This window comes from Marinobacter sp. OP 3.4, assembly GCF_036224885.1.
Lineage (GTDB): Bacteria > Pseudomonadota > Gammaproteobacteria > Pseudomonadales > Oleiphilaceae > Marinobacter.
This window is the reverse complement of sequence record NZ_JAVVLT010000095.1, coordinates 1-21,510: the sequence shown is the minus strand read 5'-3', so window position 1 is coordinate 21,510 and position 21,510 is coordinate 1. Positions and strand designations below refer to the sequence as shown.

Sequence of the window (21,510 nt, the reverse complement as noted above, 5' to 3'; positions counted from 1 at the left end):
GACACTGCTCTCCACTGCCAAGATCTAAACATCACGTACCTCATCACGAACTTCATCACGAACTTCATCACGTGCTTTACCGAAACCCGGGCCTGCTCCGGGGGGCGAGACAACAAACACAATCAGCCAGCAAAGCACCAGCCCCGGCAATACCGTCACGCCGAAATGATGCAAGACCGGCGTACTGCTCAGGGCCAGCAACCCGAACGCCAGCACCGAGGTGACCGCCGACAGGGTAACCGCCTCCCAGGCATGGGTCTGGCCATCGCTTTCCCGCAGGAATATCCCCATGTCCAGGCCGATGCCCAATATCAGCAGCGTGGCCAGCTGGTTGAACAGGGTCAGCGGCTGGCCCGCCAGTGCCAGCAGACCGAACGTCAGGCCAGTGGCCATTAACGGCGGCAACAGGACCCGCCAGCCATTGCGTCGGTACCGGACCAGCAGCACCAGGCCCACCAGGCCATAGGCCACCGCCAGCCACAATCCAACCTGTTGCCGGTAACGGGCCAGTAGCCCGGAAATATCGGACACCCGATCCACAAAGCGCACGCCGTCATGGTTGTCTGCCAGGGCCTCCAGTTCCTGGTAGACGTCCGGCGAGGTGACCGCGCCGAGGGCGATCACCGAGGCGGCACCCTGCCCGTTCAACGACTGCTCTCCCAGCCAGAGGTAAGACAGGTATCTCCCGGCAACTGGCATGTCTGCGGCCGCCGCCCCGGGTACCAGCCATTCCGGCTCATGGGTGCTGAGCAACTCCCGGCTCCTGTCCGGGAACGTGGCCGGCAGGCCAAGGTCCGACCCCAGCCGGTCCAGCAGGTTCGTCCGCAGCAAGGTGTGCCGGACGTGGGCGTAATCCGATTGCTGACGGGCTACCGACGGTATCCATTGCGACATGGCCTGGAATGAGCCCAGCCGGCCTTCCGACACCCAGGCTTGCAGCGTGGGTCGCAGGTTTTCCTCCCGCTGCAACACCTGCTGACCGTTATCGCCGGTCACCACCAGGAAACGCCCGGAACCCGCTGCGCCGCTGGCGGCCTGGACCAGTTGCTCCGACTCCTGCAGGGCCCGGGGCGACGACTGCAGATCCCCCAGGTTGTCGCGAAATTCAACCTGGAACCATCCCGCCACGGCGGCCACCGATACCAGTGCCAGTGCGCCGGCCACCGGCCACCGGGACCGCTGGCCCAGCCACTCCAGTCCACGGCCCAGGGGACGGCCTGTCAAACCGTGCGGGCGCCGGAGGCCACGTAGCCCTATCAGCGGAAAACAGAACACCACCGTCAACCACGCGCCGATCAGGCCGAACGCAGAGAACACGGCAATCTGTCGCAACCCCGGAAATGGCGTGAACCACTGGGCGCCATAAGCCAGCACGCTGGAGAGCAGCCCCAGGGTGATGCCCGGCAGGATATGCCGCAACGGCACCCTGGCCATGGCCTGACGCGCACACAGGTAGTGCATCGCATAGTCCACCGAGACGCCCACCAGGCTGGCGCCAAAAGCCAGGGTCACCACGTGGAGTCGCCCGAAAATCAGTAGGCTGGCAGTGGCGGCGACACACAGCCCCGCGCCCACACTGACTACTGGCAGCACCAGGGACCAGCCGGAGCGGAAATGCCACAGCAGCAACAATACCACGGCCGACAGCGACCCCAGGCCAATGGTGGACAGTTCCCGACGGGCCTGGTCGGCACCGGCAGCGGCGTGGAATACGAGCCCGGATCTGTGGACGCTGGTTGAGGGAGGCAGCCCTTCCTGCGCCGCACTTACCGCCGCCAGCACCTGCTCCTGGGTGGCCCCGTCAAAGGGGGCGCCGGTAAACCGCACCAGTACGACCCGGTAATGTCGGCTCCCCCGCTCGGCATAGAAACCCTTGCTGTCCTGGCTGAAGCTGGCGCCGGGGGCCCTGGATGCCAGCCAGTGTCCCAGCAGGTTCAGCGGATCCTCCACCAGCGATGCGGCCCTGCCGGCGGTGGCGGGGTTGACCAGTTCGCGAACGGTACGGCGAATCAGCCTTTCCTGGTCACCATCCTGCAAATGGCGGCGGTCCTGCACGGTCAGCAACTGGTAACGGTAGGGGCGGTAATCCTCTCGCAGCCCCTCCAGCAGCCCGGGGTCCGGCCCCAGGCGTACGCTTTCGAAGGCGCCGCTCTGCTCCAGTGCCCGACGAAACTGCACCGCCTGGGCCTGTAGCTTCTGCCTGTCATCCCGACGGCCTCCGAGCATCAGCACCGCACGGGTGGCTATCTCATCGGACAGGGCCTGTGCAGCATTCTCTGTGACCGGGTCCTCGACCCCCGCCGGCAACAGCGCCAGGATGCTGGTATCGACGTTACGCCCGGATAACAGGTGGCTGGCGCTCCAGGCCATCATGGCCACCAGCACCATCAACCATGCCGCAGCCGCCAGGCGTTGCTGGCCCCGCACCCTGGTCACGGCTGACTGAGTCTCACGTCTTCAAGACGTATCCGGGTGGTGTCGCCATTGGTCTCGCGGAGAATCATCTCCTCCACCTGCTGGTCACCAACCAGTTCGATGGACGCCATGACCGAGGCCACACTGTCGTCCACCGGGTCCAGATGCAGGGTCCAGCGGTCCGCTGTCCTGCTGCCGACCAGCTCAAAATACTGTTCCAGCGCATCCCGGTTCCCGGTGAACATGGAAAAGAAGATCTCGGTGATCACGCGGGTCATGGGCTGATCCTCGGTGGCCATGCGCATGACCTCCTCGCCGTTCTGGATCTCCACGATCTGCTCCCGGGTAATGCGAAGCTCACTGGCCACCGGCTCGCTCACCCGCCACCGCAGCCCCTGGTCAACAGAGAACGTAAAACTTCCTTTTGATTCGATGGTTGCATCAAGATCTTCAAGTGTTTTCTCTTGCACGAACCGCCCTTCCAACCGGGCGTCCGCCGCTGGCATCATGATCGTAAACAGCGGGTGGTCGTCGCTGATGGCAGAGGCAGTATCCGCAGCCCATGCGGGCGCAACCGCCCCCACGCAGAGCATCACCACCATGGCGATCGCGGTCCTCACTCCTGTGCCTCCTTTGCCTTCTCAATCTTTTCCAGCAGCACGTCCGGTGATACGAAACACATTTCCCGGGTACGCATGTCCAGGGCGACCTGGATGGTGTGGCCCCTGGTCAGTCTCTCACCGGTACCGGCATCAGTGATCAGGTAATCCACCTTGAGGCGGTTCTCCCATTCTTTCAGGGTGGCGGTGACGTTCAGCACCTGGTTAAAGCGGCTGGGCCGGGCATAGCGCACATGCAGATCAATCACCGGCCAGGCATAACCGGACTCGCGCATCGCCAGGTGGTTGTAATCCAGCTGTTCGAACAGTTCACAGCGGGCGATCTCGAAATATTTCACGTAGTGTCCGTGCCATGCGATCTCCATGATATCGATGTCATGGAACGGCACCTTCACCTGAACGGTGGCCTTGATCATGTGGAAGACTCCTCCGGATACAGCGCCCAGTGCCGGCCCTGAATCTGGTTAATCAATGCTCTCAGTTCCCCTTCCAGGGCCCGATCCTCCAGCAGGTGGGGGCTGGTTTCGCGAACCGAGGCCACCATGGACCGCAATTCCTCGCCCAGGCCTTCCCGGGTGATGTCACCCTGGCCCAGGCGTAACTCCAACCCCTGGCTTACCGCCAGCAGGGACGCGGAGGCCACCTGTTCGGTAAGCTGCAACACCCGCAGGCAGTCCCGTGCCGCGATCGTGCCCATGCTGACCTTGTCCTGGTTGTGGCACTCGGTGGACCGTGAAAACACGCTGGCGGGCATGGTGAGCTTCAGGGCCTCCGCCGTCCAGGCGGAGGCACCGATCTGTACGGCCTTGAAGCCATGGTTGATGGCCCGCCGATCACCCTGGGCGCCGGACAGGTTGGCCGGCAGCCCGTGGTTGAACTTCACATCCATCATCTGGGCCATCTGGCGATCCAGCAGGTCAGCAATATTGGCCACTGCCGTTTTCAGGGAGTCCATGGCAAAGGCGATATGACCGCCGTAGAAATGACCACCGTGGAGAACGTGGCGCCCTTCCCCGTCGATAATGGGGTTGTCGTTGGCACTGTTGAGTTCGTTCTCGATGAACTGACGGAACCATGGCAAGGCGTCCTCCAGCACACCGATGACATGGGGTGCGCAGCGCAGGGAGTAACGGTCCTGCAGGCGGTCCGGGTTGCGGGGCGGTTCGCCGGCGTGGAGATCCTCCCGCAACCGCGCTGCCACCGTTTGCTGCCCCGGATGAGGCTTGACCGAGAACAACGTTTCGTCGAAGTGGTGGGCGTTGCCATCCAGCACCAGGGTTGCCATGGCGGTGATGCGGGTGGCCAGGCGGGACAGGTACTCCGCCCGCTGCCAGGCGACACAGGCCAGGCCGGTCATGATCGCGGTGCCGTTCATGATCGCCAACCCCTCCTTGGGCTTCAGGCGCAGGGGCTGGATACCCTCGACCTCGAACACCTCGGCGGTGTTGCGGCGCTCACCCCGGTAATACACCTCCCGCTCACCGCACAGCACCGCCGCCACATAGGACAGCGGCGTCAGGTCGCCGGATGCGCCCACGGAGCCCTCTTCCGGGATCACCGGCAGGATATCCCTGCGCAGCAGCAGGGTGAGTTGTTCCAGCAGGTCTTCGGTGACGCCGGAATAGCCCATGGTCAGGGAGTTGAGCCGCGCCGCTACTACCGCACGACTCTGTTCCGGCGGCAGGACATTGCCCAGGCCACAACCATGGAAGGTGTAGAGCCGGTGTGGCAGCTCCGCGACCAGGTCATCGGGAATCATGGTGGTGCAGGAATCCCCGTAACCGGTGGTAACGCCGTAAATAGCACCGTCTTCCTCCAGCAGCTGTTCCAGGAACCCGCTGCCGCGGCGGATCCGCTCACGGAAGTCGGTGTCGTCGCTGAGCATCACCGCCGCTTCACCGCGGGCGATGGCATTCACGTCTTCAATGGATATCGGCTTATGGTCAAATAGGATCATCAGGTCAGGTCATCTGGATAGGTTATCGTCCGGGGCGGGCCCAGAAGTCGTAAAAGTTGTACCACTGCAGCGGTGCCAGGGCGCAGTAGTGCTCCAGGCGCCCGGCCCAGCGCTGGACACACTCGTCCAAGGCCCCATGGCGATCCTTTCGGGGCAGCCGCAGGCGCTCCGCGAAAGGCTCGATATACAGGTCATAACCCGGCTTTCCGGCCTCCTCCTGCCGCAGGCAGAAAATACTCAACACCGGACAACGGAGGATCGAGGCCAGAATAAAGGGGCCGACGGGAAAGTGGGCAGATTCTCCCAGGAATGGCGCTTCGCGGGTATTGCCTTCGCCGGACACGGGTGTGCGATCACCGGCAATCACCAGGAACTCGCCGGCATCCAGTTTCTGCTGCAGCACAATGGCGGTGGCCGGGTTGATATCGCTCACCTGCAGGATATTGACATGACTATCGCCACTGACCCGGCGCAGCATCTCATTGAATCGGGTGGCATGGGCGGTATGCATCAGGACGTTGAAGGTCATGCCGGTATTGCGTTGGGCCAGGGCCCGGCATATTTCCAGGTTGCCCAGGTGGGAGCCGATCAGCAGGCCGCCCCGACCGGTATTCGCCAGGTCGTCAAAGGCCTGGTGGCGGACAAACCGGATGTTATCCAGGGTGATGTCTCCCTGCCAGACCGCCAGCTTGTCCAGTATGCTCTCGCCGAAATTCAGGAAATGCCGGTAGCTGTGCGCGGCCAGGGACCGACCACCCGACAACAGGCCCTGTCGCTCCAGGTGTTCCAGGTAGTCCAGGGACGCCTGACGGGCACCCCGGTGGGCCAGGAAATAATAGAGAATCACCGGGTACAGACACAGCCGGAAGGGCATCCGCCCCAGCCAGTGGTACACGCGAAACATGAACCGCAATCCCCACAGGGCGCCGGTCTCGCCGATTGAGGCCCAGTGAGATGTTGTCACGAACCGATCCTCCCCTGACCGTTAACGGAACGCAGGTGTCGTCCCAGCAATCGGGGCAGGCGCGCCAGCATACCGAAGAACAGCCTGGTATGCATGCGGGTAATCAGCCAATTGTCCTGCCAGCCACGGAAATGGGATATACCATCCGCCGGGTAGCGCACCCTGACCGGCAACTGAAGGATCTCGCCCCCGGCCCACTGCCACTTCACCAGCACTTCGGTGTCGAAATCCATGTGGTCACCGGTGAACTGGCTCTCCAGCAACTGGCAACAGGGCTCCACCGGGTACACCCGGAAGCCACACATGGAGTCGCGGATCATCAGCGACAGGGTGTTGATCCAGACCCAGACATGGGTCAGGTAACGGCTGTAATAGCGAAGCGCCGGCACGCTGTCATCGTAATCCGGATGGCCGGAGATGATCGCCGTCGGATGACGACGGCCAAATGCCAGCAGACGGGGGATGTCGCGGGCATCATGCTGCCCGTCGGCATCGATCTGCAGGGCGTGGCTATAGCCCAGCTCACGGGCGACACGCAAACCGGCCTTGACGGCTCCTCCCTTGCCCAGGTTGCGGGGAAGCTGGTGTAAATGGATGCGCGGATCACCAGCGGCCAGCTTCACCAGCACGTCCCGGCAGAGTGTCTCGGAGCCGTCATCCACCAGGATCACCGGAAGCCCGGCGGCCAGGACACCCCGCACCACCCCGGCAATGGCGTCCGGGTGGTTGTAGACCGGAATCAGGCCGCAACACTGGATGGTCATTGCCCGTTACCCTCGACCACAAACACCAGACGTCCAGAGGAAAACCCGATGTCACCGTCATGGAAGCGGAAACCGAGCCGGCCCCGGGCCCGATCCAGTGACAGTACCACCGTTACTTCCTGCCCCGGCTGGATCACCTGCTGGAACTTCACCACTTCCATGCGCCGGAAGCGAGCCCTGGACGGCAGGTCATCACCCAATAACGACCGTGCAAAGTGTTCCGCCCAATGGACCTGCACCACGCCCGGCAGCACGGGCACCTCCGGGAAATGGCCCTGAAAATACGCCAGCTCCTGCTGGACACGGATTCTCAGGGTTACTTCGGAGCCCTCTACGCGGGACGCAAGCACCTCTGGCAGGTGGACGCCGGAACGAACGGGACTCTCTGCGGGAAGACTCTCTGTTGGAAATAGCTCCGCCAGCAAATGCTGTGGTACCTTGCCCTGGGCGTTGCGAGGCAGCTCATCCGGGAAACGCCAGTGGCGGGGCAGGACCGGCGCCTCGAAAGTGCTCGCCAGCCACTCCCGCAAAGTGCCACTGAAGGCCCGGCGCCCGACCTGATCCAGCACCTCCATGCCCGGATCCGTCAGGGTTGCCACCACCGCGCAACGGGTTCGATGACCACCCAGCACAACCACCCTGGCCTCGCGGACCCACTCATGATCCTGCAGGCACCGCTCCATGGCGGTCAGCGACACCCGCTTGCCTTCAATCTTGGCGATGCGGTCCACCCGCCCCAGCAAGGTGAAGCGTTGGCCGGACTCAACACGGGCCTGGTCGCCGGTGGCAAACCAGTGATCGTGCCCCAGCAATGGCGAACGGATGACCAGCGGGCCTTCGTTGTTCGCCCTCCCCTCGATACCGGCACTGCCCTCATCGTCCTCCTGGGCCACCCCTACGGTGATACCCGGCAACGTCTGCCAGACTGGATCCCACTGCTGCTGGCGCCAGGCGATGCCGCCGGTTTCGGAACTGCCAAAGATTTCAGTGACCGCAACGCCGAAACGTTCACCAGCGGCCAGGCTGTCCGCCGTCGCCAGCGGCGCCGTGGACGACACTACCATTCGCCAGGCCCCCCTGGCCGACGCCCAGTCCGCGTGAGCCGGCAAGCGCCCCAGGTGGCTCGGTGTGGTCACCAGCACCAGGTCCCGGCATTCACGGGACCAGGCCAGGACATCCTCCAGATAATGGGAATAGTAACGAGCCAGGGGCCGCTGCCCTGCCAGGGGCCATAACACCCGCCAGATCAGGCCGTAAACGTGCTGGTGCGTTACCGTGCCGATTACCAGGGCCTGGCCAGCAACGTCATGCCATTGGGCCTCATGCATCGCCACTTCATCTTCCAGCTGGGCCAGGTGCATGGTGACCGGACGAGGCTCCCCGGTGCTGCCGGAGGTAAGCACGATAACGGCGGCGTGATCACGGGGGATGGAGACGAAAGGCGTGGCGACCTCCGGGGCCTCTGGCTCCGGTTCAGCAATACTCGCCAGCGACGTCGGCGCGGCGAAGCTTCCGATCAGGGCACTGGCATGTTTCTCCAGGCGAGCCACCGTGGCCGGCAGGTTATCGCCAGCCAACAGGGGGGTCCTTCCGCACTGCCAGAGGGCCATCAGCAGGGCCGCAAACTCTCCGGCATCGTCCAGGTAGATGCCAAATACATGGGCAGGATGTGGCGCCAGTACCGCCATCCATTGCCGTACCCGGCGCTCGAACGCAGCACGGTCCAGGGTGCGACGACCATCGGTGGCCACCACGGCGGACGGATCCTGATAACACGTCATCACCGTGGACAGGGAGTACTCAGTCATTCTGTCGACTCCGGTAATACTGACGGAACAGAAATTCCCCGAGGAACAACGCACCCATCAGGAGATAGCTGATCAGCCCATTGTAGAGTGCCCAGACGTGATCCTCTGCCCACAGGGTTGCGGCGGCAATGCTGCCGTTCATGGCAAAGAAGGCCACCCAGACCCAGGTGACATAACGGGTATAGCGAACTCCCGATGGCGGCAATTCCGGCTCACGCAGCCTGGCCAGTCGTTCGATGGCCGTTGGCGGGTAGGCCAGCGTCCAGACGAACGCCAGCAGCAGCCCCCCGTTCACCAGCACCGGATACGCCTTGACCCCGATCGAATCCTGGGCAAGCCAGGTCCACGCGGCCAGAAGCAGGCACAACCCAAACCAGATCCAGGACGTGGCGGTGCCTTTTGCCGCCCGCAACCCATGCACGACAGCAATAGGCACCAGGGCCAGTGCCGCCATGGACACCCCACCCCTGGTCAGCGCCCAGTACACCGCAAGCGGATACAGCAGCGTCAGGCCGCCGATGAGCAGACGGCTCAGCCATACCACCATAACGAGCCTTAGCGGCTCAGCAACTGGTCTACTGCGTCGACGACATCATTGACGGTGCGGACGGTCTTGAAAGCCTCCGGCTGGATCTTCCGACCGGTCCATTGCTTGAGTTCCACCACCAGATCCACCGCGTCGATGCTGTCGATGTCGAGATCCTCATACAGGTTCGCATCCGGTGTAATGGCTTCCCGCTCCAGTTCGAAAAGCCCGGTCAGCACGCCAGCGATATGCTCGAAAATCTCTTCCCGTGTTCTTGCAAGTTCCGTCATGATCGTATACTCCGCGTTCCGGTCTAGGCCGCCTGGTGGCTGGCGACCAAACGTGCCAGCGCCTGGATGCTGGCAAAATGCTTTCGGGTTTCCTCGGAATCCGAATCCAGTTTGATCCCGTACTGTTTCTGCAACGCCAGCCCCAGTTCCAGGGCGTCAATGGAGTCGAGGCCCAGCCCTTCCACAAACAGGGGTTCGGATGAATCAATGTCCTCCGGTGTCATGTCCTCCAGATCGAGCACATCAATCACCATCTGCTTGAGTTCCAGCTCAAGGTCATTCATAACGGGCTAACTCCGTGGTCAAGTATTCTCTGATTGTGTCTGTCAGTCGCCGGGACATCAGCGCCGGTCGCTGATCCTGGAGATAGGGCGCCACCTCGATATCATCCCCCACCCGGAAAGTCATGTGAAACCGGCGATCCGGAACGCGATACCAGGGCGTCTGCTTGGTAAGGGTTGGCGGCGAACAGGTAACGATAACCGGTGTCAGTCTCTTGCCTGCGCGTATGGCGACGTTCGCCGCCCCCCGCTGCAGCGCCATCTTCTCCCCCGGTGTGGAACGGGTCCCTTCCGGAAAAATGATCACGCTGTTGCCACGCTCCATGGAATCCCGGGCTGCCTCCACCACTGCCAGAGGGTCATCGTTGGCGATGTACCGCCCGGCTTTCAGGGGCCCGCGTGTGAACGGATTTCGCAGCAACGCACTCTTGATCACACAGTCCGCATTGGGGACCAGCGCCATCAGAAACACCACGTCAATGAGCGTGGGATGGTTGGCAATGATCAGACGGCCCGGTTCCCGCAACCGCTCCAACCCCCGGATGTCATAGGTCAGGATACCAAGGCTGTTCATCAAGCGGATAAAGAGCCAGAAACAGCGACCGATCATCTGCTTCACCCACCGTTCCCGACGACGTTCGTCCCGCAATATCAGAGAACCGGGCACAATGACCAGCGGCAGCAAAAGCCCTCCGAGCCCGAAAACCGCAAACGAGAATCCCGTGGCCAGAATGCGCCACAGCCTGTTCAGCGTTTTCATGACCGGGCCCGTGGCGCCTCAAGGTTGTATCTGGAAAAGCTCCAGGAGCGGCCATCACCCTGAAAGCTCACAGTTTGTCTTTCATCGTCCAACACGAACTTCAACAATGTATCGGTGGCCACATCAGCAGATGGATCTTCCTCCGCTTCAACCCCGGGAGCCAATGTGAAGGAAAATGTCAGCGTATTGCCCTCTGTAGGCACATCCCCACAACTGACCAGTAGCGCCATGGCCTGAACATCACCCTGTCGAGCCTCCGCATCAGCTACTTCCATCGGCAGTTCATCGTCGTATATTACGCACAGGGCCCGCTCGGAAGCCTCTCCCTTCAACTGCCTGAATCTCAGTTGAGACCATGCCTCCAGCAGTGCCGAAAACGGACTATCCGGACCGCCGGCAATGGCTGTAATGGAATGTTCAACGCCGCCGGCAATGGAATGAATCCCGCCAATCGCATTATGCACCGACAGGCTGAAGGATGCCGGCGACAATGGCGACTGCTCAGCCAGTTCTTTCAGCAAGGCAACGGTGCGACTGACTTCGCCATGCTGCGAACAGAATATGCTGGTGACAGGTTCAGGCCCGGTATTGGCGTCCAGCACCTGGCCGGCACACCATAATGCCGCCTTTCCCATGCCACTAAGCCGTCGCCTGAGCATGGGCGGCACACCTGGAAGGTCGGGCTTGTACGGCTCCGCCGGACAGGAGGGAGCCCGGGAAGGACCAGCGGCCCAACTGGCCCACTCACCAGGTTCCTTTCGGTCAGGTGAAAACGCCGCCCAATGATGAAGCGTAAGGTGATAGGTGTGCATGCTGGATCTCTGTCCTGGACAACCCGCAGCCCGCCGGTACGCACTTCATCTGCGACAACACCAACAACAGGGAAACCACGGCCACTTATAAAGTAAAATTCTGGTAATAAACCCGGCGCGATTCTACCCGCCAGACATGAATTATCGCAAGATTGCCTTTCACGGTATGACAAAGTGTTACATTTGATTGACTTATCACAAAAAGCTACAGTTAGGCGCCGTCACAATCGACCGTTTTATTAAAGGACTAAGGATACTACTTTGAAAAAACTACTGATTCTTGCCACCCTTCTGGCAACCGTTTTTGCCTCTCCAGCCTATAGTCGGGACACTGTTCACATGCTTTCGCTGGAAGAAGCATTGAATACACCAGATGCCAAAGCCAAGCTGGACGGCTCAGTCGAGTTTTACTTTTCCGGTCAAGACCATCCCGCCGTTGGGGATTCCCTGTTCGAGGCAGTCACCAACAAGAAGACCAACGCCTTCGGCAAATCTGACGAAGAGGCCTGCAAATGGGTTTTCCTGTCAGCGATGATTGCCCTGCAGGAGCGCGCCAAACAGGATGGAGCCAATGCCGTCGTGGACATCGTCAGCTACTACGACAAACAGGAAATGGCCAGCGCAACCGAATTCGAATGCCATGCAGGAGCCATCCTGGCCGGCGTTGCGTTGAAGGGTCGCTTTGTGCGCCTGGAAGACTGACTCGTGGCTAAGGGGGGCCAGCACACGGAACAGCCCATCAGCCGGTTGTTCCTGTCGCCCCCCTTCCCGACCTCGCCAACCGACCGTCAAGCCGCCCACTGGCTGACATGCCTGAACCAGGATGAACGCAATATCCTGGCAAACTACCAGGGCAAACGGCACATCGAATATCTCCTGAGCCGGGCATTGTTACGCCATGCCCTTACCGCGACTATCGCGCCAGAACAGCCCCTCGACACATGGACCATTGATTACCCAGCCGACTCTCCACCGGCCCTGACAGCCGTTGCTGCACAAGGCTGGCACTGCTCCCTCGCCCACAGCCGGAAACGGGTAGCCGTCGCCCTGAGTAACCGGGGCGCCTGCGGTATCGACATTGAATGTCATCGCCCCCGCCACAACCGCCCGCAACTTGCCCAAACCTACTTCACTGCCGGCGAACAGGCATTCCTCGAACAGCTTCCGGAGACGGAACGGGAGACAGCATTCTACCGCCTCTGGACCCTGAAAGAGGCCTGGTACAAGGCTGATGGCAGGCGGGCGTTTTCCAGCATCCTGGGTGGTCTCGATTTCAGTAAAACGTCCGACCAGACGGCGCTGCAAACGCCGTTACAGGCCTGGTGGCAGGAACTCGACGGTTTCAGTCTGGCCTTCGCGGGAAATGTGCCTCCAACCAGCCTCTGGCAAGGCTGGCCGGACCAGGAAGGAAAGAACGCCCCGGGCCGGTTTACCGGTTTTCAACCGGTGGAAACCGGGGCTCAGTGAGCGCTCTGGACAGTCCTCGCCAGAGCACATAAGGCGTCTTCAGCCGACAAATCGGCGATAAAGGGCTGCCGACTGGTTGCCAAACAACTCATTTACCAGCTCACGGATCTTGTCTTCGGCATCGATAAACTTGTTCATGTTCGCGCCACCGCGCATGGCATCGTAGGTCGCACCTCCCTTCTGGCTGCGGCCTTCAAACACCTTGATCTCGGCATAGGCCATGTAGATAGCCAAATCCCAGCGCCAGTTGGCAGTATAGGTGAGGGTCCATTGACAGGCTTTCGGAACTGCACCTCCGTCCACGACTGTATAGTCAATCCGCTGGCCAGCCAGACTGCTTTCCAGTGCATCCAGAAAACCTTCCCTTACATCATCGTTCTCAATGACACAAAGCTTATCGCTACCGTATGAAGCGACAGGCTCTACCTTTTGGGTGATGGAACAACCAGACATGAATACGAGCAATCCCAATACTGCAATCTTTCGAATCACCTTTAACTCCCTGGAGAATGGGGGCCAGCGGCCCGGGAAATGAGTGGGTAAAACACCCAAAGCCTACGCAGGTTATCGGCTGGGACAGCAATTTCCAGGGGAGTTTTCAATAGTTTACAATCTCAGCGCCATTTCCCTCGAAACATGGGCGCCACTCCGCAAATCTTCGTGTTCATAGATCCCGGAGTCGGACTGAAACATACGTCCAGGACTTAATTCACTTCCGGCCAGCCCATAAAGGCCTTGAGCACCTGGTACAGGGTATGGCCATCCCGGGTGCCGCAGAGTTCGCGGATCGAGTGCATACCGAACTGCGGCACGCCGATGTCCAGGGTGGTGATGCCCAGGTTACCGGCAGTCAGCGGGCCGATGGTGCTGCCGCAAGCCATGTCGCTGCGTACCACGAAACTCTGGTGAGGCAGGCCCAGCTCATCGCTGATGTGCCGGTACAGGGCCGCGGACCGGCTGTTGGTGGCGTAGCGCTGGTTGTGGTTGATCTTGATCACCGGCCCCTGGTTGAGCAGCGGGCCATGGTTCTCATCGTGGCGATCAATGTAGTTCGGATGCACCCCATGGGCATTGTCGGCGGAAATCATCATGGAACGGGCCACTGCCCGGCTGCGGTTTTCCGGACCGCACCAGCGGTCCAGCACCGACGACAGGAACGGCCCCTGGGCACCTTCCGCGGACATGCTGCCCACTTCCTCGTGATCATTGCACACGAGCAGCGCCGGCTCATCGCCGGAGGTATCCAGCAACGCCTGCAAACCGATGTAGCAGCTGAGCAGGTTGTCCAGGCGGGCGGAGGTGATGAAGTCGTCCCTCAGCCCAGACAGACTGGCCGGCTGGGCATCGTAGAAGCTCAGCTCGTAGCCCAGGATCCTGCTGATCCCCTGCTCCGGGTGCTCCTTTTTGATTTGCGCTTCCACCAGATCGGTAAAGGCGGTCTTATCGTCCTCACCCACCTGCATGAGCACCGGTGGCAGGTCGGTCTGGGGATTGATGGAGCGGTTGCTGTTGGCTTCCCGGTCCAGATGGATGGCGAGGCTGGGAATAAACGCCACCGGACGCCGGAAGTCCACCAGACAATCCTGCACCTTGCCCTGCCCGTCCAGCAGCGTAACCCGCCCAGCCAGTGACAGATCCCGGTCAAACCAGGGGTTGAGCAGCACCCCGCCATAGACCTCCACGCCCACCTGGTAGAAGCCCTTGCGGCGCAGTTCGGGGTTGGGTTTCACTTTCAGGCAGGGGCTGTCGGTGTGGGCTCCGGTCATGCGGATGCCGGCTTCCAGCGGCGACCGTTTGCCGGTGCGGAAGGCGACGATGGAGGACCCATTGCGCACCACGTAATAGCCCTGCCCCTGCTTCAGGTTCCAGCCCTCACGCTCGTCCAGGGCCTGAAACCCGGCCTTGTCGAGTATCCGGGTCATGTTTCCGGTGGCATGCCAGGGTGTCGGTGAGGTAGTGAGGAAATCGAGCAGGTTCTGATTGAAGCTGGTGTGTTCCATAGGTTTTCGAATACTCATGAAGGATTCAATGATTGGGAGTATCGCATGACACAACCGGGTTACTCCAATCAGTACAAACGCCATAAGCACGGCGATAACTCTAAGATTAGAGGGCGGCCGAAGTGGAAATGGCTTCCGAGGGTTACTGCGCAGCTGGAGGTCCGGGTGGCGGTATGGTTTTCCGGGACCTTCGAAAACAGGGACGTTTTCGAAGAGCCTACAGGGACGTATCCACGGCGTGTCCCGGAAAACCATACCGCCACCCGGGCCCTGGCACCCAACTATCCGTCCAACTGCATTGATATCAGATCCAGTGCTTCCCTGTCGGCCCGCTATTGGGTAGCCTTTTCCAGGACACGCCCCGCAAGTACGTCCATGTAGGGCTCGACGAGCGCCATCCCTGGCGCTCGACGGTCTTGGAAAAGGCTACCCAACATCGGTCCTCACTACGGGTGTGGCCTAACATCCATTCGCCGCTGATCATTGGCAAGGAGTCAGTATGCCGCAGGGCATCCCCCACTTTCTCGATATCGAGTTCTACCAGAACGACGACCTGTTCTTCCCCACCGCCATGACCTGGAGCCTCGATGACGGCCGCATGAAAACCGTGGTGATCGAACCGGACGAAAGCTGGCTACCCATTGACGCCGAACTGGCCGAGGAAGAACTCCGCTACCTGCGGGAACAGGGCGTCCCCCTGATCGAACTGGCCCGGGCGCTCCACGAAGACCTGCCCGACCAGCAGGTGTACACCGACGGACTGGACCCGGACGAAACCCTGGTCGACCTCATCTTCGACGCCGTCGGCATGCCCGTGCCCTTCGAGATCGCGCCCCTGGACGACCTGATGCCCGGCATCGACCGGGACACCCTCGAAGACCACCGGCGGAACCTCATGTTCGAGCAGGGCCTGGAGCCACAGCTGCCGGAAAACGGCGTCTACGCCCTGCTCCTGCTCGCCCGCCAGGAAGGCCTGATTGGGGAGTCGGAGCAAGGCCCCGACGACTGGTGAGCCAGCGCACCTGTTGAACCGTCACACCTTGTGACGGATATGCCAGCACTGGTGGATCTTCGGGTTACGCTGGAAGTCCCGGTCCAGGGTTGAGGCCGTCACGTCCTTCACCTCGTAACGCTCCGACAGCTCCTCATCCAGCTTGAAGCGCCGGAAATTGTTGGAGAACACCAACACCCCATCCGACGTCAGCCGGGCCATGGCCTGATCAATCAACCTGCCATGGTCACGCTGGATATCCAGCACGCCCCGCATGCGGGCGGAATTGGAAAAGGTGGGCGGGTCCATGAAGATCAGGTCGAATCGCTGGTCCGGGGTCGGTTTCCCGGCCAGCCACGCCGTGCAATCCGCCTGCTCAACAACATGCCGTTTCGGGTCCGCGCCGTTCAGGGCCAGGTTATCCCGGGCCCAGTCCACATAGGTGTTGGACATATCCAGGCTCAGGGACCGACTGGCGCCACCGGCCACCGCCTGCACCGTCGCCGCCCCGGTGTAACAGAACAGGTTCAGGAAGCGCTTGCCGGCCGCATGGTCTCGGATCCACCGCCGCACCGGTCGATGATCCAGGAACAGACCGGTGTCCAGGTAGTCCCTCAGGTTGACCTTCAAACGGCTGCCCAGCTCGTCCACTTCCGTGAACTCGCCGGTGGCGTCCTGTTTTTCATACTGACGGGTACCGCTCTGGCGCTGACGCTGCTTGCAGACCACATAGTCCGGCGGCACCCCCAGCACTTCCGGAATGACCGCCATGGCCTCCGCCAGCCGCTCCCGGGCGCTCTTCTCATCGACGGATTTGGGGGCCGCGTACTCCTGCACATGCACCTGATCACAATAAATATCGATGGCCAGGGCAAACTCCGGCATGTCCGCATCGTAGAGCCGGTAACACTGGATATCCTGTTTGCGGGCCCACTGCCCGAGGGATTTCAGGTTCTTCCGGAGACGGTTCTCCAGCATCTTCGCACGCTCGGGATGACTGATTCTCGGGCGAACCTCACCAGGCGTCGACATCTCACGGGGGCGCACGGCGTTGTCGTCATTGATCTCGAACAACAGTAACTGGGCCGGAATCTTGCCGTTAAAGAGGCGATACTGACGATGGCTGCGCAGGCCGATGGCATGGCCCAGTTCCGGCACCCCGGTGAACACACCCAGTCGCCAGCCCTGGAGGTGCTCCCGAACCCGCTCTCCCAGTTGCTGGTAGAGAGCACCCAGTTCCTTCCGCTCGCTCAGGCGTTCGCCATAGGGCGGGTTTACCAGCACCAGCCCCTCACTGGCCCACTGGCCATCACGGTGGAACGCCTCCACCGATCGCGCTTCCACATGAATCAGCCCTTCCAGCCCGGCCCGGGTGATATTACGCCAGGCGGTGGCGATGACCCGGCTGTCCTGGTCATAGCCGACAAAACGGGGAAGTCGTCCCTGCTTGCCTTCCCAGGCCCGGCGCTCGGCCTCCTGGCGCAGTTCCAGCCACAGGTCCGGCTGGTGCCCCAGCCAGCGCTCGAAACCAAACTGCTTTCGCAACCGTCCCGGCGCCTGGTCCAGGGCCATCAGGGCCGCCTCGATCAACAGCGTGCCGGAACCACACATGGGATCCACAAAATCGCCGCCGTTACCGACAATATCGGGCCAGCCTGCCCGCAGCAGCAGTGCCGAGGCCAGGTTCTCCCGCACCGGGGCGACGCCCTTCTCGGTGCGATAGCCCCGCATGTGCAAGCTGTCGCCGCTGAGGTCGATAGCCAGTTCCACCTGGCCACGGTGCAGGCGGGCCGACACGGTGATGTCCGGGTCCTTGGGGTCCACGCTGGGACGGACCGTGCCCTTGCCCCGCAATCGATCCACCACCGCATCCTTGACCTTCTGGGCGCCGTACTGGGTATTGCGGATCAGTTCGTTGGTGCCGGAGAACACCACCCGGAATTTGCCGGTCACCTTCAGGTGGTCCTCCCAGGGGATCTCGTAGACGCCCTGGTACAGGGCCTCATTGGAACGTGCATCCACGGTTGCCAGGTGCAGCAACACCCGGTTGGCAAGACGGGACCACAGGCAGGCGCGATAGCCCTCCGATAATCCACCCCGGACCCAGACACCCGCCGGGGCCGTCTTCAGGGGATGCAGGCCAAAGGACGCCAACTCCTCCTGCAGGAGGGTGTCTATGCCCCGGGGGCAGGTTACGAAATACTCATGTTGCTCAGCCACAAAATCCTCCGGACGTTCGACCCCGCGCCTGCGCGCCTGTTTAATAAGGTAGCGCATGGTAACCGACGGCGGGTTATTTCACATAAACATAAAGGCGGGGTCATATAGATGAAATAAATACTGTACTCAGTCACCGGATTCGTCATAGGGTGTAACTGACGCGTCAAATTTGAGGGGAAAAACCAGCGGTTCTTCCCCGTCTCAGGATCCTGACTGTTATTGCGGGAACGCTATCCCCAAACCCGTAGCGGTTTGTTCTTACAGGGATTTTGTTCAGCCAGCAACGACAGACGTGTACACGCTTGTTCTGTAAATCCATGTAGGTGAGGAACGGCATGAAAAGACAGAAAAGAGACATGTACGCTCGCGCATTCAAGCGGGGATACCAAGCCGGCGTGTCCGGAAAATCCAAGGACAGCTGCCCGCTGGACCAGCCAGAGGCCAGACAGGAATGGCTCAGCGGCTGGCGGGAAGGACGCACCGACAACTGGGAAGGCATGACCGGTGTCTCCGGCATCCACAGGTTGGCCGCTAACGGAACGGCCTGACCTGCCCTGATATCAACCCCGCGTGCTCCGGGCTGGAAGAATGTCTCTAGTTGGATGTTTTTTCGAGCAACACCAGAGACAGAACCGCTTTCAGGCGGACACACAACACTTTAAAAGGTCGTCAGCAGGACGACAAAACCCATTGACAATCTGGCTTGAGTACAGGGGTGCACCGGCCCCCCTCCACCAAACGCCGGAACCCAGAACCGGGTCCACTCGACCCGAATCAGAAAGACGTCAAGTCGCCACGGGGTTTATTCCCCGCACGGGCCCGCTCAGCGGGCCCTTTCTTTTTCCAGTGCCCGGATCGCTTCCACCGCCTCCCCGACCAGGGCCGGTCCCCGGTAGATAAAACCCGTGTAGAGCTGAACCAGTCTGGCGCCGGCGCGGATCTTCTCGGCCGCGCTCTCGCCGTCGCTGATGCCCCCCACGCCGATAATGGGAATCTCGTCGCCCAGTTCCCGGTAAAGCCCCTGGATGACTCTGAGCGAGGCCTCACGCACCGGCTGCCCGCTGAGTCCGCCGGCTTCGTCGGCATGGGGGTAGCCTTTTACCCGGTCCCGGGCAATAGTGGTGTTGGTGGCCACCACGCCGTCGATACCGGCTTCCTTCAGGGCATTGGCCACAAAGACGATTTCCCCGTCGTCCATATCCGGCGCAATCTTCACCGCCAGGGGCACGTAGCGGCCACTCCGTTGGTGCTGGGCCGACTGCTCCTGCTTGATCGAGGCCAGTAGCTGTTTCAGGGAATCGCCGAACTGCAGGTCCCGCAGGCCGGGTGTGTTGGGAGACGATACGTTGACGGTAATGTAGTCGGCATAGTCATACACGGCGGCGATGCCCTTGCGGTAATCCGACTCTGCCTCCTCCGCCGGCGTCACCTTGTTCTTGCCGACATTGATACCCAGCACACCGGGATAACGGCGGTTGGCCACCTTGCCCACCAGGTGTTCCAGCCCCTCATTATTGAAGCCCATCCGGTTGATGATGGCGCCGTGCTCCGGCAGTCGAAACATCCGCGGCGCCGGGTTGCCCGGCTGGGGCTGCGGAGTCACCGTGCCCACCTCAATAAAACCGAAGCCCAGGGCGCCCAGCCCCTGCAGGTGATCGGCGTTCTTGTCGAGGCCCGCGGCAAGACCCACCGGATTGGGAAAATCCAGCCCCATCACCCTGACCGGGAAGTCCCTGGGCGGATGAACGAACGGCTTCAGCAAACCGCTGCCCGCCGCCAGGTCGAGTCCGCACAGGGCAACCCGGTGGGCGGTTTCCGGTGGCAGGGTGAACAGAATCCTGCGAAGCAACGTATACATAGACAACCCCGGAGTCATTGCCGGAAAAGAACGCCGGCAAAGGTTACATCTAAAAAATTTCTGGTATTATTCCGCGCCGAAAAATCGGGGTTGGGAGTATAACGGAAGTTTTCCACAGTAGCTTCTGTTGCACACCAGTGACTCCTAAATGACTGTATGGTTAAGCTCTTGTGACCTTTTCCACGAAATCTGTGGATAACTCTGTTGAAAATCCCTTTTCAACCGATCAGATCCCTTGCCTCACGCCACTCTCTGCAGATTGGTTATTTTTTGACCAGTTATTTTATTCTTTATTTTCATGAACTTGCAAACGTGTAAGCATAAAAATCCCGGTTAAGCTACCATTTCGTCATTCATTGGTAATGCACGGGTCTTGTGCATAAAGCGAACAGGATTCCGTGATCCAGACCGCATCTTCCGCGCCATTTAACAGGAGTTTACATGTTATCCAGTCAGCAGCGACTCGACGCTGAGTTCCGGGCCGCGTCACGGGTTACCGTTATCGGCATGGTGCTGGATGCCCTCCTGGGAGTGCTGAAATGCCTCGGTGGCTGGCTGTTCCATTCCCAGGCGTTGCTGGTGGATGGCATCCACTCCTTTACCGACGTTATTTCGGACCTGGTTGTGCTGGTCGTCATGAAGCTTTCAAGGCGCGAACCGGACTCCGACCACCCCTACGGCCACCAGCGCTTTGAAACCCTCGGCACGATGATCCTGGGCAGCTTCCTGATCGCCATCGGCGGCGCGCTGGCCTGGGACAATACCTGGCGGGTAATGTCGGACGCCCCGCTGCCTGTTCCCGGCTGGCCGGTACTGGTCATCGCCTTGGTGTCCGTGGCCGGCAAGGAATGGATCTTCCGCTACACCCGCCGTGTGGGTGAACACATCCGCTCCGACCTGATCGTGGCCAACGCCTGGCATAGCCGCACCGATGCCTTCTCCTCCATTGTGGTGCTGGTGGGTGCCGCCGGGGCCATGACAGGATTTCCCTGGCTGGACGCCGTCGCCGCCATTGTCATCGCGGTGATCATTGCCCACGTGGGGTGGCAGCTGGCCTGGAACAGCGTGCGGGAACTGGTGGACACCGGCCTATCGGACGAGGATACCGACCGCCTGAGGACGGCGGCGGCCGACACCGAGGGGGTGCTCAACATCCATGACCTCCGCAGCCGGCGGATGGGCAGCGACATACTGGTGGACGTGCACCTGGTGGTGAAGTCCGAGATCAGCGTCTCCGAAGGCCACCAGATCGGCATGCAGGTGATCCGGCGCATGCGTGACACCCTGCCCCACATCCGCCTGATCAACTTCCACATCGATGCCGAGAACGACCAGCGAGGCACCATCACCACCCAGCAGTTGCCCACGCGCCGTGAAATCCATGGGGTTTTCCGGGAAGGCCTGCCAGAGCTGGACGCCCTCGGACATCACCTGCGCCTTCACTATCTGGGTAACCAGGTGCATGTGGAACTGTTCATCGAGGATCCCGACGTCCGGTTGCCGTCACCAGAGCAGATGTTAGCGAATCTTGGACACCCGGCCTGGCTGGGGAGCCTGAAGGTCTGGCGGCCTGAAGGCTAGTGTCCCGTGCGGTTAATTCGCTGACCTACTGAGCCACTGAGAGCAAGGCGCGTTGGCGAAGGTTTGGTGGTTCCAAATCGAGCCGACGCAACGCGGCTATCAAGGCTCTCAGTGGCTCCCGAAGGGCGCGACGCTGGGGCTTCTGGCCGGTGTTGCCAGCCCTTGATGTGGAACCACCACACCTTCGGACTGGCGC

General features: G+C 61.2%; 21 protein-coding genes. 5 read left to right on the top strand and 16 right to left on the bottom strand.

The window, feature by feature from the left end:
• Positions 1–24: 24 nt before the first annotated feature.
• The 12 genes from RO069_RS15165 to RO069_RS15110 are packed head-to-tail and all read right to left on the bottom strand — an operon-like array spanning position 25 to position 11,197.
• Positions 25–2,436 carry an MMPL family transporter gene (locus RO069_RS15165; RefSeq protein ID WP_328188644.1) on the bottom strand — a complete coding sequence of 804 codons (2,412 nt, stop codon included), beginning with the start codon at positions 2,434–2,436 and terminating at the stop codon, positions 25–27.
• The gene (locus RO069_RS15160) at positions 2,433–3,035 is read right to left on the bottom strand and encodes an outer membrane lipoprotein carrier protein LolA (protein WP_328188642.1); all 603 of its coding nucleotides are present in this window, start codon (positions 3,033–3,035) and stop codon (positions 2,433–2,435) included. Before RO069_RS15160 ends, RO069_RS15165 begins: the two co-directional genes overlap by 4 nt.
• Positions 3,032–3,451, bottom strand: a complete 420-nt coding sequence (locus tag RO069_RS15155; protein ID WP_442915378.1) for an acyl-CoA thioesterase — start codon at positions 3,449–3,451, stop codon at positions 3,032–3,034. The genes RO069_RS15160 and RO069_RS15155 overlap by 4 nt, the downstream gene beginning before the upstream one ends.
• Positions 3,448–4,992, bottom strand: a complete 1,545-nt coding sequence (locus RO069_RS15150) for an HAL/PAL/TAL family ammonia-lyase (protein WP_328188641.1) — start codon at positions 4,990–4,992, stop codon at positions 3,448–3,450. The genes RO069_RS15155 and RO069_RS15150 overlap by 4 nt, the downstream gene beginning before the upstream one ends.
• A gap of 22 nt (positions 4,993–5,014) precedes the next feature.
• On the bottom strand, positions 5,015–5,956 hold the full coding sequence (locus tag RO069_RS15145) for an LpxL/LpxP family acyltransferase (protein ID WP_328188640.1): 942 nt from the start codon (positions 5,954–5,956) through the stop codon (positions 5,015–5,017).
• The gene (locus RO069_RS15140) at positions 5,953–6,720 is read right to left on the bottom strand and encodes a glycosyltransferase family 2 protein (RefSeq protein ID WP_328188639.1); all 768 of its coding nucleotides are present in this window, start codon (positions 6,718–6,720) and stop codon (positions 5,953–5,955) included. The genes RO069_RS15145 and RO069_RS15140 overlap by 4 nt, the downstream gene beginning before the upstream one ends.
• Positions 6,717–8,528 (bottom strand): AMP-binding protein, encoded by a 1,812-nt coding sequence (locus RO069_RS15135; RefSeq protein WP_328188638.1) that lies wholly within the window; start codon positions 8,526–8,528, stop codon positions 6,717–6,719. The genes RO069_RS15140 and RO069_RS15135 overlap by 4 nt, the downstream gene beginning before the upstream one ends.
• Positions 8,521–9,075, bottom strand: a complete 555-nt coding sequence (locus RO069_RS15130) for a hypothetical protein (protein WP_328188636.1) — start codon at positions 9,073–9,075, stop codon at positions 8,521–8,523. The genes RO069_RS15135 and RO069_RS15130 overlap by 8 nt, the downstream gene beginning before the upstream one ends.
• Positions 9,076–9,083: 8 nt before the next feature.
• Complete coding sequence (locus RO069_RS15125; RefSeq protein ID WP_328188634.1) at positions 9,084–9,344, bottom strand: acyl carrier protein; 261 nt, start codon at positions 9,342–9,344, stop codon at positions 9,084–9,086.
• Between the two features lie 23 nt (positions 9,345–9,367).
• The gene (locus tag RO069_RS15120) at positions 9,368–9,628 is read right to left on the bottom strand and encodes a phosphopantetheine-binding protein (protein ID WP_328188632.1); all 261 of its coding nucleotides are present in this window, start codon (positions 9,626–9,628) and stop codon (positions 9,368–9,370) included.
• The gene (locus RO069_RS15115) at positions 9,621–10,385 is read right to left on the bottom strand and encodes a lysophospholipid acyltransferase family protein (RefSeq protein WP_328188630.1); all 765 of its coding nucleotides are present in this window, start codon (positions 10,383–10,385) and stop codon (positions 9,621–9,623) included. The genes RO069_RS15120 and RO069_RS15115 overlap by 8 nt, the downstream gene beginning before the upstream one ends.
• On the bottom strand, positions 10,382–11,197 hold the full coding sequence (locus RO069_RS15110) for a beta-ketoacyl synthase chain length factor (RefSeq protein ID WP_328188628.1): 816 nt from the start codon (positions 11,195–11,197) through the stop codon (positions 10,382–10,384). Before RO069_RS15110 ends, RO069_RS15115 begins: the two co-directional genes overlap by 4 nt.
• Before the next feature lie 261 nt (positions 11,198–11,458).
• Here RO069_RS15110 and RO069_RS15105 point away from each other — a divergent pair, with 261 nt between their 5' ends.
• Entirely contained in the window at positions 11,459–11,899 is a 441-nt protein-coding gene (locus RO069_RS15105) for an excinuclease ATPase subunit (protein ID WP_328188626.1), read from the top strand.
• Between the two features lie 3 nt (positions 11,900–11,902).
• Entirely contained in the window at positions 11,903–12,664 is a 762-nt protein-coding gene (locus RO069_RS15100; RefSeq protein ID WP_328188625.1) for a 4'-phosphopantetheinyl transferase family protein, read from the top strand.
• Positions 12,665–12,703: 39 nt separating this feature from the next.
• On the opposite strand, the gene RO069_RS15095 is transcribed toward RO069_RS15100, so the two are convergent.
• On the bottom strand, positions 12,704–13,156 hold the full coding sequence (locus RO069_RS15095; protein ID WP_328188624.1) for an Sbal_3080 family lipoprotein: 453 nt from the start codon (positions 13,154–13,156) through the stop codon (positions 12,704–12,706).
• Between the two features lie 212 nt (positions 13,157–13,368).
• Positions 13,369–14,664, bottom strand: a complete 1,296-nt coding sequence (locus RO069_RS15090; protein ID WP_328188680.1) for a M18 family aminopeptidase — start codon at positions 14,662–14,664, stop codon at positions 13,369–13,371.
• A gap of 499 nt (positions 14,665–15,163) precedes the next feature.
• Between RO069_RS15090 and RO069_RS15085 the strand changes: the two genes are divergently transcribed.
• Positions 15,164–15,676, top strand: a complete 513-nt coding sequence (locus RO069_RS15085; RefSeq protein ID WP_328188623.1) for a hypothetical protein — start codon at positions 15,164–15,166, stop codon at positions 15,674–15,676.
• A 21-nt stretch (positions 15,677–15,697) separates the two neighbouring features.
• On the opposite strand, the gene rlmKL is transcribed toward RO069_RS15085, so the two are convergent.
• The gene (rlmKL, locus tag RO069_RS15080) at positions 15,698–17,875 is read right to left on the bottom strand and encodes a bifunctional 23S rRNA (guanine(2069)-N(7))-methyltransferase RlmK/23S rRNA (guanine(2445)-N(2))-methyltransferase RlmL (RefSeq protein ID WP_328188621.1); all 2,178 of its coding nucleotides are present in this window, start codon (positions 17,873–17,875) and stop codon (positions 15,698–15,700) included.
• A 335-nt stretch (positions 17,876–18,210) separates the two neighbouring features.
• Here rlmKL and rmf point away from each other — a divergent pair, with 335 nt between their 5' ends.
• The gene (rmf, locus tag RO069_RS15075; RefSeq protein WP_328188620.1) at positions 18,211–18,423 is read left to right on the top strand and encodes a ribosome modulation factor; all 213 of its coding nucleotides are present in this window, start codon (positions 18,211–18,213) and stop codon (positions 18,421–18,423) included.
• Between the two features lie 275 nt (positions 18,424–18,698).
• Here the strand turns inward: rmf and RO069_RS15070 are convergent, their stop codons facing one another.
• Positions 18,699–19,733, bottom strand: coding sequence for a quinone-dependent dihydroorotate dehydrogenase (locus RO069_RS15070; protein WP_328188619.1), 1,035 nt, complete (start codon positions 19,731–19,733; stop codon positions 18,699–18,701).
• 441 nt (positions 19,734–20,174) lie between these two features.
• On the opposite strand from RO069_RS15070, the gene RO069_RS15065 reads away from it, so the two are divergent.
• The gene (locus RO069_RS15065) at positions 20,175–21,314 is read left to right on the top strand and encodes a cation diffusion facilitator family transporter (RefSeq protein WP_328188618.1); all 1,140 of its coding nucleotides are present in this window, start codon (positions 20,175–20,177) and stop codon (positions 21,312–21,314) included.
• Positions 21,315–21,510 lie beyond the last annotated feature (196 nt).

Coding starts and splice junctions, on each gene's coding strand:
- RO069_RS15155 (WP_442915378.1), bottom strand. CDS start 3,451: ATGATCAAGGCCACCGTTCAGGTGAAGGTGCCGTTCCATGACATCGAT.
- RO069_RS15150 (WP_328188641.1), bottom strand. CDS start 4,992: ATGATCCTATTTGACCATAAGCCGATATCCATTGAAGACGTGAATGCC.
- RO069_RS15140 (WP_328188639.1), bottom strand. CDS start 6,720: ATGACCATCCAGTGTTGCGGCCTGATTCCGGTCTACAACCACCCGGAC.
- RO069_RS15135 (WP_328188638.1), bottom strand. CDS start 8,528: ATGACTGAGTACTCCCTGTCCACGGTGATGACGTGTTATCAGGATCCG.
- RO069_RS15130 (WP_328188636.1), bottom strand. CDS start 9,075: ATGGTGGTATGGCTGAGCCGTCTGCTCATCGGCGGCCTGACGCTGCTG.
- RO069_RS15125 (WP_328188634.1), bottom strand. CDS start 9,344: ATGACGGAACTTGCAAGAACACGGGAAGAGATTTTCGAGCATATCGCT.
- RO069_RS15120 (WP_328188632.1), bottom strand. CDS start 9,628: ATGAATGACCTTGAGCTGGAACTCAAGCAGATGGTGATTGATGTGCTC.
- RO069_RS15115 (WP_328188630.1), bottom strand. CDS start 10,385: ATGAAAACGCTGAACAGGCTGTGGCGCATTCTGGCCACGGGATTCTCG.
- RO069_RS15110 (WP_328188628.1), bottom strand. CDS start 11,197: ATGCACACCTATCACCTTACGCTTCATCATTGGGCGGCGTTTTCACCT.
- RO069_RS15090 (WP_328188680.1), bottom strand. CDS start 14,664: ATGGAACACACCAGCTTCAATCAGAACCTGCTCGATTTCCTCACTACC.
- RO069_RS15085 (WP_328188623.1), top strand. CDS start 15,164: ATGCCGCAGGGCATCCCCCACTTTCTCGATATCGAGTTCTACCAGAAC.
- rmf (WP_328188620.1), top strand. CDS start 18,211: ATGAAAAGACAGAAAAGAGACATGTACGCTCGCGCATTCAAGCGGGGA.
- RO069_RS15070 (WP_328188619.1), bottom strand. CDS start 19,733: ATGTATACGTTGCTTCGCAGGATTCTGTTCACCCTGCCACCGGAAACC.
- RO069_RS15065 (WP_328188618.1), top strand. CDS start 20,175: ATGTTATCCAGTCAGCAGCGACTCGACGCTGAGTTCCGGGCCGCGTCA.